The organism is Paenibacillus sp. TC-CSREp1 (assembly GCF_050171015.1).
Taxonomy (GTDB): Bacteria; Bacillota; Bacilli; order Paenibacillales; family Paenibacillaceae; genus Paenibacillus; species Paenibacillus silvae.
Genome location: NZ_JBNOKM010000010.1, coordinates 135,525 through 148,707, shown reverse-complemented (window position 1 = coordinate 148,707; position 13,183 = coordinate 135,525). Strand labels below are relative to the sequence as shown.

The window sequence follows — 13,183 nt, the reverse complement described above, 5'->3', positions numbered from 1 at the left end:
TCGCCCATTAATCCCCGTCGTAGGCTGATCTTTCGTTTAGTTTGAATTGCACAAGCGTAATAACAAAGATAAACAATCCGAGAATCATGGCCATCGCTGACGCGTAGCCCATCTGCAGGTTGCTGAACGCCTTTTGCCAGATGTAAAACACAATCGAAGCCGATGCATATTCCGGTCCGCCTGTAGGCGTCATAATGTTCATCTCGGTAAAAATCTGTGAACCCCCGATAATATTGGTTACCACAAGGAAAAAAGTAACAGGCTTCACCATCGGCCAGGTGATATTGCGAAAAATCTGAAATCCGTTGGCGCCGTCCAGCTCTGCGGCCTCGTAATACGTGCGGGATACACTTTGCAGTGCTGCCAGATATAACAGCATCGTGTAGCCAAGACCTTTCCAGACGGTCATGATAATCAAGGCCGGTTTGACCGTATCTTTGTTTGCCAGCCAGTTCGGGCCTTTAATGCCAAACAGGTCGAGGAACTGGTTTACCAGACCATAGTCTCCGTTGTACGCCCAGTTCCACATGATGGATACAGCCGCCAGAGAAGAGATAACTGGTATGTAGTAGATCACACGAAATGTGGTCGTACCCGGAATTTTACGATTCAGTCCCATTGCCAGCAGTAGTGCAAGCAACAAACCAATCGGAATGCCGAGCATCAGGTAAAACGTATTAAACATCGCCTTGTAAAAAAGATCGTCGGTCAGCAAATCCTTGAAATTGTCCAGCCCGATAAAGTTCATCTGTCCAAGTCCGTCCCAATCCGTGAACGAACCGTAGAGCGAGTAGAGGAACGGGAACAACACAAAAATCAGAAGCCCCAGTAGTGGAGGCAAAATAAACAAGTATCCATACATCATCTCTTTGCGATACAAACTTGATTTCGTATTCACGTGTTCACCCCTGTTTCTAAGATCAGCATGTGGCATACATCGACTGGCCTTTTTGAATCCTGGCTTCTGCTCTGTTCCGGTCAATACATGCCACATGCCCGTATGGAATCTGGCGATAAAATTAAACTAGACGTTTACATCGTTCACTCCGATGACAGAATAACCTTCCAATCGCTGTTATCCCCAGATTTTTTGAATTCCCTTTTCCAAAGGGGAAAATCCGGTGATAAAGGCGAACGCTTCGCTTTTCCAGGTTTTTTCTGTCCTCTACGTTACAACATGTAAAAAATAGTTCAATTTTTATCTTCTACCAAACAAATGATGCCAGCAGCATTGGTTCAGGCTGCTGGCATCCTCTCTTTGCTATCTATTTATTCTGGGATTTTTTCTCCTGCTCCACGGCTTTATCCAGCAGCTTCTGCATTTTCGGTTGCTGCTGCTTTACATAATCTGCGGCAGTCATTTTGCCATCCAGTACCGGCTGAATGTCGGTAAAGAACATGTCATACCATTCCGCGTTATACGTGTAGTTGCCTGGCAACGCACGTCCGTAGTCTTTTACGATATCAATGAATTCCTGTTTGTTCTCCGGCTTCGTTGAGGTGTCTTTAGCCCACTCATCGGCCATATCAAGCAAATTCGGAATCTGAACTTTCGCGTCTACCAGTTGTTTCATGCCTTCTTTCGAAGCTGTGAGGTAGTTCACCAGCTCAGCCGCCTCTTCCGGGTGCTTCGTTTTGGCGGATACCCCGATCCCCAGCGAACCGATCCATGTTGCCGATTTACCAGTCGATCCCGCCGGGAAAGGCAGCAAATCATAATCGAACGGAAGCTTTTCGAAGGTACTCATATCCCACGGACCTACAGGGAAGAAGGCCATCTCGCCTTTCATCCAGCGCTGATACGTATCGAGCGTTTGTGCTTCTTCAATGGAAGGTGTGATTTTGTATTTGTTCTGCATATCCGCAAAAAATTGCAGCGCTTCTGCGAATTTCGGATCATCAATCGTTACTTTGGTTTTGCTCTCATCCAGCCAGTCAGCCCCGTTACTCCATACAAAAGCCTGCAGTGCCCACTGTACGTTAAATCCTGTACCGAACACATCGGGTTTGCCATCACCATTGGTATCCTTGGTTGCCTGCTGGTTCACCTTGATGAACTCTTCCCATGTATACGGCTTGTCCTTGTCAGGGAAGGGAATACCTTCTTTTTCAAAAAGAGTCTTGTTGTATCCCAGTGCAAACGGCCCGACATCCTTAGGCATGCCATAAAGATCGCCTTGTCCTGCCATCTTGCCATCATAACGATACAGATCAATTCCATACTTCCAGATATTATCCAGATTGATATCCTTGTTTTTCTCGATATAAGGAGTCAGATTCATCAGCACATTGCTGTTTACGTAAGCCTTCATATCACCTGGTGCGAAATAAAATACGTCAGGCATGCTGTTGCCTGTAATCGCTGCACGAAGCTTGGTTGCATACTGATCAGCAGCGGTCACAATGATCTTTACTTTGACGCCAGGGTGCTCTTCTTCAAATTTCTTCACGACCGCCTGATACGCTTTCTGCTCGTCCGTTCCTCCGCGGAACATAAACGTCAGCTCTTTATCCCCGCTTCCTGAACCTGAGCCTCCGCTTCCCCCTCCGCAGCCTGCCAGCACCAGTGCAGTAACCAGCATTAGCAGCATAGACGTGATCCAACTCTTTCTCTTGACCATATGAACCCCTCCTGATCTGGACTTGTAAACGTATTCATGATGATGAATCAGCTTTTCTGTTGTTAAATTTATCAAATCCAGATCCATTTAGTCAATACTTTATTAAAACATTTTATATTTATTTAAAACAAACAACATACTAATAGGTCGGCCAGCCGTTTGCGTCCCAAAGCAGATCGTTAATCAACAATTTGGGATTGCCATTATCTGTTGCATCATAAGCATGGCGTACGATAAGATTGCCGTTAACCACGTCTTGCCCGCCCGGACCTTTCCATCTCACATTGCCTGCATCCAGAATCGTACCGCCACCGTTCATCATATTCACGCCGTTTTTGTCAACGTAAGGCCCTGTAATGCTGGTTGAGCGTCCATAGACCATTTTGTAGGTGCTGTTCACACCTTTACAGCAGGAATCAATGGAAGCAAACAAATAATAATACCCGTTGCGATACGTGATACTTGGTGCTTCAATCGCTCCTCCGTTATTCGGCCGTGCTGCAATGGAAGAGATGCTGCCTGTCGGTTTCATCGTATTTTTGTCCAGCTTCACAATCTTCAGACCACTCCAGAACGACCCGAAAGCAAGCCACGGATTGCCAGAAGCATCAATGACCAGTTCCGGATCAATGGCGTTGTAGTTATTCGATGTTGTGGATTGCAGCACCAGTCCCTCATCCTTCCACTGACCGGCTCCAACACTGTTTGCGGATGCAAGCCCGATCGCAGACCTGTTCGAGCCAAATGTCGAAATGGAATAATACAGCCACACCTTGCCGTTGTATCGCTGCACGTCAGGTGCCCACACGTCCAGATTGGCCTGCGCCGGAACAGCAGTATTCCACCAGGATGGCTCACTCAAAAAAATCTGTGGTACACGATACCACGATGTTCCGTTATCCGATTTCAGCACCTGAATACCCGGGCCGGTGGAGAAGGTGTACCATGAATTGCCCTCTTTGATGATGGATGGATCATGAACAGCGATGTCTCCTGTCAGATTCCAGAACGCGGCTAACGCCTTGGACTGTCCTGCAAGCACCAGCACCAATACAAGCAATGCCGGCATTGCCCAACGTCTTTTTGTTGAACGCTTTATGCTGCTCACGCCCTTCGAATCATCCGTGCCCCTTAAATCATCAGAGCTCACTGAACGCTTCATGCCTCTAAAACTCACCCATGTCCTCCACTCTAAACCTTTCACACTCTTCCAATCTAAACCCTTCAACTTCTTCCACTCCGAGCCTTTTAAAATCTTCTTTAAGCTGAATTTCTCCATAACACAACGCCGCCTCTCCTTATAAAATGGTTGCTTTGGTTCATGAAGTATTAAATCAATTTAAGTATAATAGGATTATAAAAGCGGTTACATGACAATTCAATGGTATATTTCAAATATATATAAATTAATTCAAAGTTTCATTTCAAATAAACCGAACTACATAAGCTGAACAAAGATTTTACACAGCCCACTCCGATGACAGAATAACCTTCCAATCGCTGTTATCTCCAGATTTTTTGAATTCCCTTTTCCAAAGGGGAAAATCCGGTGATAAAGGCGAATGATTCGCTTTTTCAGGTTCTTTCTGTCCTCTCCGTTAGAGTGTAAATGAATCGTTCAACTTATATAAAATATAGGTTTATTTTTAACTCCCCCAATGTATACATAGGGTATAACTCCGTTTTCTCAGCTCTTTCTTTCCAGCATGTAATGATTTATAATTATCTGAAATAAAACAGTCAAATGTGCAAAAGTCTGCGTAAATAGGCTTTGTTCAGAACGGGGAAAGGACATCCACCTATGATTTATATTAAAGATCTGATGTCAGGTGTGAACATTTTCAAAGCACTCAGTTCCGAAATTCGCATTCAGATTATCGAGCTGCTGGCCAGAAACCAAAGTCTTAACCTTAATGACCTCGCAACCAGGCTCGGACTTAGTAACGGTGCAATTACAATGCATATCAAAAAGCTTGAGGAGAGCGGACTGATCGAGATTAACACGGCGGTTGGCAAACACGGCATTCAGAAGATCTGTTACCTTAACGAGGAAAAATTAATGGTCGATCTGCGCTCACAGGAGATTCACAATCGGTATGAGGTTGAGATTCAGGTCGGGCATTACAGCGACTATCAGGCAGCCCCTACGTGCGGCATTGCAACGAAAGACAGCATTATCGGGGAATTCGATGACCCGCGTTATTTTGCCGACCCGCTTCGGATTGATGCGGAGATGATCTGGCTGGCGGAAGGTTATCTGGAATATCGTATTCCTAACTATCTCAAGCCTAATCAGACGTTTAACGAAATCCAGCTGTCTATGGAGCTCGGCTCGGAGGCCCCTGGTTTCTGTGATAATTATCCGTCCGATATTTACTTCTATATCAATGGCAAAGAGATCGGGCTCTGGACAAGTCCAGGCGATTTTGGCGATACACGCGGCACGTTCAATCCAGACTGGTGGCCTCCGCATCTGAATCAATACGGCATGCTGAAGCTCATTCGCATTACGAAGGAAGGCAGCTATATCGACGGATGCCGGATTTCGGACGTCACGCTGGATGATATCGGACTGGATTACAAAAGTGATATCCATTTTCGGATCGCGGTCACCGACGGCCCTGTGAATAAACGCGGCCTGACCATTTTCGGCAAAAGCTTTGGCAACTACGGTCAAGGTCTGCTGGCTCGGGTGTTATATAACGTACAGGAAGACTAGGCCTCTAAACGATCTATCATAACCTGTTTCCTTCTAGAGAAGGGAATCAAGAATGTCGGTACAACAGTGATTGGAAGGTTGAAGAAAAGGAATAACGGGTGGGATTCTTTTGAAACTGGAACGGTTAGTCTCGATCATCTATAAGCTGCTGAATCATGAGGTATTGTCTGCCTCTAAACTTGCGGAGGAATATCAGGTGTCGCCCAGAACGATCTATCGGGATATAGACGTCCTCTGTGCGGCGGGTTTCCCGGTCGTTTCCCATCAGGGAATGAACGGCGGATATGGCATGGTGGACGGTTATAAAATGGATAAGAGTCTGCTCGGTTCGTATGACGTACATGCGTTGATTACCGTGCTTACCAGTCTCTCTACCGTTTTTCATGATGCGCGTGCCCAAGGCACGATCGAGCGTTTGCAGACGATTGGTGATCAGCATCAGAAACCAAGCTTGACTGTAGACCTCGATACCCATCGCACAGATCCAGACTCTCTACCGTATCTTCGTGCGGGAATCATACAACATCAGACGGTACAATTTGATTATATTAATGCAAAAAACGAGCGGTCCGCCCGGGAACTGGAGCCTGTTCGACTCCAATATAAATATCGCAGCTGGTATGTGTATGGATATTGCAGAAGCCGGCAGGATTATCGGGAATTCCGGCTGTCGCGGATGTTAAATGTACATCTGACAAACCGTTCTTTTAACCCCCGCATGATCCCCGCTGACGAAGCTTCTTCCTCCCATACTGACTCACAGGATTCCATGACGGATGTAGTGTTTCGGGTATACCCGGACGCACTCGCAGAGGCTATGGATCATTTCCAGCAAGCAGACAAACAATTTCATGAGGATGGGAGCATGACGATGCGTATTCAGATTCATCGGCCGCTCCAGGCTCCGTGGTTATGGTCATTCCTGCTCAGCCTGGGGAGTGGCGCAGAGGTGCTTGAACCTGCAGCACTGAGGGATATTCTGGAGACAAAGCTGCGAAATGCACTGAAACGTTATAACCAGGTTGATATGTGAAGTGTGGATAGCGCTGAAAGCACTGGTAGTCCCTGCTCGGTTAGCTTGATTTCAAAATTCGGTAAAATCTCGGTAAAATCGAAGTAGAAGTATGACACGCTGTTGTCATACTTCTTTTTTTATAATCTTTTCAGCAAGATAGCACTATTTCACTGAACTAATCGCCAAATTAAAGGAGACGATCTTTATGAATCATCCGCAACAAATGTATCATTATCATGTTTGGGCATCACAGACCATCATGCAGCGCATTCAGGAGCTCCCGCCTGCTGTACTGCATCAGGAAGTTGGCAGTTCCTTTCCTACTCTCGCTCATGCTCTGAGTCATCTGTATGCCGTCGATCAGATGTGGTATCTGGTCCTAACCGGAACAGGCATGCCTGAAGCTTTGCAGCTCTGTATGCCGCGCAACGGAGAAACTTTTGCCACGATAGAAGAATACGTTAATCGTTATGAAGAGCTATCCGATCAGTTCCTTGATTGGTTCCGTCAGCAATCAGATTTGGAGCAAACCATTCCACTCGACAATCCCTTTGCGGGCCTACGCCAAACCAGTCTCGCAGAGATCATTTTTCACCTCGTCAATCACGGAACCTATCACCGGGGCAATATCTCCACCATGCTGCGTCAATTGGGTCATGCCTCTGTCATGAACGACTACTTCCGTTTCTGGTACGAAGGCGAAGGCTCCAATGAAGTTGCAGATTCTGATGCTGTTGTATAAGCATGTACTGCTTGAAGTCTATTACACATGATGGAAGGTCTTGGATCTGATGCAATCTCTCTCACCTGAAAATGTACTCCCCTTTACTTCCAGAGAAGAGTTAAGGCTGTGGTTAGAAGAGCATGGAACCTCACATGCATATTGCTGGGTTCGTGTCAGCATAAAACCACACGCCGAAACAATCTTATATCTGGATGCAGTTGAGGAGTCGCTGTGCTTTGGCTGGATTGATGGAGTGAAAAAGAAAACCGCTGACAACCGGCTGTTACAGCGCTTATCTCCACGCAGCCGCAAGAGTTCATGGACCGAGTTAAACAAGGAGCGTGTACGTCGTCTGAACAGGCTTGGTCTTATGCGGGATGAGGGCAGAAAAGTTCTGCCTGATCTGAACCCGGAAGCTTTTGTCATCGAAGACGAGATTCAACAAAGGTTAATAGCAGACAGGCAAACCTATGAAAATTTCCTGGCATTTCCTCCGCTGTATCAACGCGTTCGCATCGACACCATTCAAAGTGTAAAACGGCAGCCTGAGCTGTTTCAGAGCAGACTTGATAAATTCATCATGCATACGAGGGCAAACCAAATGTATGGTCAATGGCACGATGACGGAAGATTGCTACTTGATTAAAAGATGAATCCGGCTTGTTCGTTCCAAATGATATAGTTAGAAGCACATTGTTCCGAACGATCAACACATCAAAGCAGGAGCTTCCCATGGGGAAGCTCCTGCTTTGATGTAAGAGCACTTTTGTTTTTAAATAGGAGAACATAGGGAACAAAAGATCATTTTTGCAGGTGCTTGTTTCTATGCTGTAACTGTATTTACGCTTTTAATCCACATCGTCTTTGGCACCCGCATTTTGCCTGAATCCTTTGGGAGACCTTCCATAAGCTTTGGTGAATTGTCGTGTGAAGTAATTGCTGTCATTGTATCCGCATTCATATGAAACCTCAGTAATCGGAAGACTGCTATATTTTAAGAGGTGACATGCTTTTTCCAAACGAAGCTTATGCATATACGAGATGGGTGTTGTACCGTAATAGGATTGGAAAATGCGATTGAGATGTCTCATTGAAACATTCGAATGACCAGCTATTTCCTCCAGCGACAACGGCTCCAGATAATGATCCTCGATATAGGAGATAGCATTAGCCAGATGCATGAGATGATTGCCTTCGATTCCGTTCTCCTGCGTATCGTAATGCCGCGAAAGATAAACAACCATTTCCGTAAAGCGTGAAAGCAGCATCGTCTGATACCCCTGCTGCCTGTTATGATATTCCTCAATCATCATGGAAATCAAAGACTCGACATAATCCAGGCCGGAGATGGGCAGGGCGAGCTTGGATGCATATGAATGTGCATTGCGATACATGGGTTCCAGCACAAACAAAGCCTGAAATCCGTTCGATTTCCGTAGATCAGGGCCGATCGAAGCAAGCATTTCAGGTCTGAACATAATGTTGCAGATCTGAAAATCATGGGGTTCCCTGTATGCATGAGGTGTGGAACCATTAATAACAAACGCATTTCCTTTTTTGATAAAAAATGACTCATTGTTAACGATATGCGTGGCATGGCCTTTAAGCACAATGACAAGTTCGGAGAAATCCGCATGCCTGTGCAGCTCTGTATCCTCATCATGTCCCCCGTATTGAATATAAAACGGGAACTGCACATCCGATGTGAACCATCCCAGATACGCGTTGCTCAGTTGTCTCACCTCCCAAACCCCTTGCTGAATTGAATGTCTATATCATGCTATTCCAGGACTGAAAAATCAAGGTATCCAACTCGAGGTGCCGATATAATTCCTCATATACACCAGACAGATGTGATGCAACAGTTCGAGGAGGTGGCCGCAGAGCAACATCAGAATATGCTGGTATTTCAGTTTTTTTCCAATGGTTTGCAAGCGCATTCAACAAAAAATCAACAGGGGGTTATATTTTGGCTCAATGGATAAGAAACATCTCGAAGCTCTCCGTCACACTTACGCTCTCGATGAGCTTGCTGGCCGGATGCGGCAGCAACAATCAGGAAGTAGAGAACGGTAGTACTTCCGAGGATCAACTTTCTCCCGTAACCTTCAGCTTCTTTGGCGCAGACGCCAATCCAAACTGGAATAACATGCAGGATGCGGTTGGAAAAGAGATTACAAGACAAACCGGGGTATCCCTGAACGCTGAATTTGCTGTTGCTGACCCTTCACAACGACTAGCTCTGATCTCGGCCAGCGGAGATTACCCCGATCTGATCAGCCCCAAGGGTGATTTGGATAAACTCGTTGATGCCGGAGCAATGCTGGATCTCACCGATCTGATCGAGGAACATGCACCCAATCTCAAAAAGCTGTTTGGTGAACAGATCAAACGTTTACGCTACAGCAATGAAGACCCATCCATATATGTTATTCCCACGTATTCTTCCATAGACGGAGTCAATTTCGTAGCAGGAAGTGGTTTCGAGCTCCAGCACCGTGCGGTGAAGGAAGCCGGATATCCAGAGATTAAAACGGTACAGGATTTCGAAACTGTCATTCGCAATTATCTGGAGAAGCACCCTGTGGATGAAAAAGGAAATCCCAACATCGGTCTCACCCTGAATGCCGATGATTGGCGCATACAGATTACCGTGACCAATCCTGCGGCGGAAACAACCGGTAAATCCGGTGACGGCGAGTATTATATAAACCCTGAAACTTACGAAGCCACATATCACTTCCGCACGGAAGGTGAGAAGGAATATTTCCAGTGGCTCAACCACATGTATAATACCGGTCTGCTCGACAAGGAATCCTTTGTTCAGAAGAACGATCAGTATCAGGCTAAAATTGCTTCAGGCCGGGTTATTGGTCTGACGGATGTAGACTGGGGTTATGGTGATGGGGAGAAGGCACTCAAGGCCGAAGGAAAATATGATCAAACTTATGGTCATTATTCCGTTATGCTTTCGGATCAATACAAGGATAACCGTTTCCAGTCTACAGGTTTTATGGCTGGGTGGGGTGTAGGCATCACTACCGCTTGTAAAGACCCCGTTCGAGCCATTCAATTTTTGGACTTCCTTGCTTCCGAGCAAGGGCAGGTTCTGAACAATTGGGGAATTCAAGGCCAGCATTATGAGCTGCAGAATGGCAAGCGTGTAGTACCTGCAGAAGTTCAGGAACGCATCGTTAACGATAATATTTCGTTCAGCCGGGAATCCGGGATAGGCTTCTATACAAATCTGGGCGCTCATTACGGAGATGGAGTCAAGGATTCTACAGACAATTACTTCACTAAAAATTACCCGGAACAGATCGTGGAGAATTATACCGCTGCGGATAAAGAAACACTCCAGGCCTATAACGCTAACACATGGATGGATTTATTTCCAAATGAAAAAGACTTTCCCGTGAAACCTTGGGGAGCTGTATGGAATATCTCTGTCCCAAGTGAAGATGAGATCAACGTCATTGCCAACAAGGTCAAGGATATCACCTGGCGCCAGATTCCGCTGGCTATCATGTCCAAACCGGAGGAGTTCGAAAGTATCTGGAATGATTATCAACAGAAGTTGCTTGATGCGGGGGTTGAAAAAATGGAAAAGGGCTTCACGCAATACGTTCAAAATCGCGTTAAGCTCTGGAATGAGTAGAGGTGTGATCCAGATGAATTATTCAAATCCGATTATTCCGGGATTCTACCCTGATCCGAGCATATGCCGGGTCCAGGATGACTACTATCTGGTGACCAGCACGTTTGAATATTTTCCTGGCGTACCCATTTTTCACAGCAAGGATCTCGTGCATTGGCATAAGATTGGCCATGTTCTGACGTCCACTGAACAGCTTTCACTTGGCAATGCATGGCGGTCCGGGGGCATCTACGCCCCCACTCTCCGTTATCACGAGGGCTGTTTCTACATGGCGACCACCAATGTCAGCAGCGGTGGCAACTTCTATGTGCGAAGTGAGCAGGCTGAAGGCCCATGGTCACGACCTGTCTATGTGGCTCAGGACGGGATAGACCCTTCCCTTCTCTTTGATGAAGATGGTCGTGTATACTTTCAGTCAGCTTGCAATGGACAGGACGGTGAAGGAATCTATCAATGCGAGATTGATATCTCAACGGGTCATAAACTATCCGAGAGTCGTCTGATCTGGAAGGGAACTGGCGGTGCTGCTCCCGAGGCTCCTCACCTTTACAAAATTAACGGTTTCTACTACCTGATGATTGCTGAAGGCGGAACGGAGTACGGACATATGGAGACCATTGCGCGCAGTGATGCTCCATATGGGCCATATGTACCGTGTCCACATAATCCGATTCTGTCCAATCGCAGCCTGAAATCGAGCATCCATGCTGTGGGACATGCAGACCTTGTACAAATACAGGATGGCAGCTGGTGGGCTGTATGCCTTGGTATTCGCCCGCCTGCCTATCCTATGCGGCATCATCTGGGGCGGGAGACGTTTCTGGCTTCTGTAACCTGGACGCCTGATGGCTGGCCAATGATTGGCGAGAACGGCCGACTGCATGCTGTTATGGACAGTCCCAACCTGCCCGAATTCAAATGGCCTGCCCCGGTGTCTCTGGATCATTTCGATCAGCCTGCGCTCGGACTGGACTGGATTCACCTGCGTAATCCTGCTCCGAATAGCGTTTCACTCCATGAATCTCCAGGGCATCTCACGTTGTATGGAAACTCATCCTCACTGGATGACGGGAAAAATCCAGCCTTTGTAGGGCGCCGCTTGAGTCATTTCTGTTGCAGCATAGCTGCCATGCTTGATTTCGAGCCAGCCTATGAGAATGAAGAAGCAGGATTAACGGTGTATATGAATGAGAAGTATCATTATGATCTGGCTGTTAAACGTATCCAGGGAGAAAAGAAATGGATATGGCGGCGTATTGTCGGCTCACTGAGACTGGAAGAGGTGCTGGAATGTAATTGTGGTGATGGCCCTGTAACGTTGCATGTGGGGGCTGACCCTGATCAATTTACATTTTCAATAAAACATGAATTATCAGATATTTATTCTCTGGGCTCTGCGGAAACACACTTGCTTTCCAGCGAGGTAGCAGGAGGTTTCACCGGTATCATTGTTGCGATGTATGCATACTCTCCGGCAGCGGCCCCAACTCCCGCACGGTTTGACTGGTTTAATTATGAACCTGCACCGCAGGATTAATCGGAAAAAGCCGATTTCGGGGACGTGCTGAAAAAATATGATATAGGCTCGGTTTAAGTTATGCTAAAGACACTTTGGGTTGAGTATATAAGATATCATAGAGGCATTGAAGGCATACTGGAGATACAAGAAGATACGTCGGAGACTCGTTGGAGACACATCCAAGAGATGTCGAAGATATGAAGGGTACGACGGAGATACTGAAATGATACACCGTAGACTCGGGGGAAACTCGTCCAAGAGATGTCGAAGACATGAAGGGTACGACGGAGATACTGAAATGATACACCGTAGACTCAGTCGAGACACATCCAAGAGATGTCGAAGTCCTGCTGAAGTCACGTTGAAGTTACAACTTAAAGCTTCTAACGAATTCAGGAGACGCTATTATGCCAATTTTCAACCTTCTGAGATTCTAACGATCTCCAGAAGCCTTATTGTCCCAATTTATCCCTTTTCGGAGGCATTTTGGACCGAATTTACTGAAATAGCGTCTCTCAGAATCGTTAGGTTTGGAAACATCCCATATTCGCTTCAATAAGGTCTGTGGAGATCGTTAGCGCTTGAAGCAAAGCAGCAGCTTCCAGCAACTTCATCTCCAACTAAAAAAAACATCTGGCCTCCGTTCTCCCTGGGCATGTCTCGAAATTTACTGTAGCACATCATTTACTGCCCTTTCGCCCCCTGCTGCGCCACTTTCCCTTGACGTGCCCTGGCACGCCAGTGGAAAACATCCGGGCTTGGAACGAAATTTCAGCAAAGTTGGCTCCCCCAGGAGAACGGTTTGCCATTTACTTCAGCTTTTTCAGATACACCCTCAGTTCAATGTTAAACAGATCCAACACTTGGTTTTTGTCTAACACATTCCCTCAGAGAATACGATCCGCTAGATGGTTTTTCTGGTTTTTC

Annotated in this window: 10 protein-coding genes; 6 read left to right on the top strand and 4 right to left on the bottom strand. The window is 46.4% G+C overall.

Annotated elements, in window-relative coordinates; all coding sequences use genetic code 11:
- Positions 1-7 precede the first annotated feature (7 nt).
- The 3 genes from ACQSGY_RS16845 to ACQSGY_RS16835 form a co-directional block, all read right to left on the bottom strand.
- A complete protein-coding gene (locus tag ACQSGY_RS16845) occupies positions 8-898 on the bottom strand; it encodes a carbohydrate ABC transporter permease (protein WP_427052721.1) in 891 nt (296 codons plus the stop codon).
- Positions 899-1,265: 367 nt separating this feature from the next.
- Positions 1,266-2,621 carry an ABC transporter substrate-binding protein gene (locus ACQSGY_RS16840; protein WP_145403519.1) on the bottom strand — a complete coding sequence of 452 codons (1,356 nt, stop codon included), beginning with the start codon at positions 2,619-2,621 and terminating at the stop codon, positions 1,266-1,268.
- 139 nt (positions 2,622-2,760) lie between these two features.
- Positions 2,761-3,690, bottom strand: a complete 930-nt coding sequence (locus ACQSGY_RS16835) for a glycoside hydrolase family 43 protein (RefSeq protein ID WP_188592787.1) — start codon at positions 3,688-3,690, stop codon at positions 2,761-2,763.
- A gap of 732 nt (positions 3,691-4,422) precedes the next feature.
- On the opposite strand from ACQSGY_RS16835, the gene ACQSGY_RS16830 reads away from it, so the two are divergent.
- The 4 genes from ACQSGY_RS16830 (at position 4,423) to ACQSGY_RS16815 (ending at position 7,725) form a co-directional block, all read left to right on the top strand.
- Positions 4,423-5,340 (top strand): ArsR/SmtB family transcription factor, encoded by a 918-nt coding sequence (locus ACQSGY_RS16830; RefSeq protein WP_145403520.1) that lies wholly within the window; start codon positions 4,423-4,425, stop codon positions 5,338-5,340.
- 109 nt (positions 5,341-5,449) lie between these two features.
- Positions 5,450-6,373, top strand: a complete 924-nt coding sequence (locus ACQSGY_RS16825) for a helix-turn-helix transcriptional regulator (RefSeq protein WP_427052720.1) — start codon at positions 5,450-5,452, stop codon at positions 6,371-6,373.
- Between the two features lie 187 nt (positions 6,374-6,560).
- Positions 6,561-7,097 carry a DinB family protein gene (locus ACQSGY_RS16820; protein ID WP_427052719.1) on the top strand — a complete coding sequence of 179 codons (537 nt, stop codon included), beginning with the start codon at positions 6,561-6,563 and terminating at the stop codon, positions 7,095-7,097.
- 49 nt (positions 7,098-7,146) lie between these two features.
- Positions 7,147-7,725: a YdeI/OmpD-associated family protein gene (locus ACQSGY_RS16815; RefSeq protein ID WP_427179463.1), complete on the top strand. Its 579-nt coding sequence runs from the start codon at positions 7,147-7,149 to the stop codon at positions 7,723-7,725.
- 202 nt (positions 7,726-7,927) lie between these two features.
- Here the strand turns inward: ACQSGY_RS16815 and ACQSGY_RS16810 are convergent, their stop codons facing one another.
- Positions 7,928-8,812, bottom strand: coding sequence for a helix-turn-helix domain-containing protein (locus ACQSGY_RS16810; RefSeq protein ID WP_145403842.1), 885 nt, complete (start codon positions 8,810-8,812; stop codon positions 7,928-7,930).
- 290 nt (positions 8,813-9,102) lie between these two features.
- Here ACQSGY_RS16810 and ACQSGY_RS16805 point away from each other — a divergent pair, with 290 nt between their 5' ends.
- Positions 9,103-10,737 carry an ABC transporter substrate-binding protein gene (locus ACQSGY_RS16805; protein WP_240636523.1) on the top strand — a complete coding sequence of 545 codons (1,635 nt, stop codon included), beginning with the start codon at positions 9,103-9,105 and terminating at the stop codon, positions 10,735-10,737.
- 13 nt (positions 10,738-10,750) lie between these two features.
- Entirely contained in the window at positions 10,751-12,274 is a 1,524-nt protein-coding gene (locus ACQSGY_RS16800) for a glycoside hydrolase family 43 protein (protein ID WP_427052718.1), read from the top strand.
- The last annotated feature ends 909 nt before the right edge of the window (positions 12,275-13,183 follow it).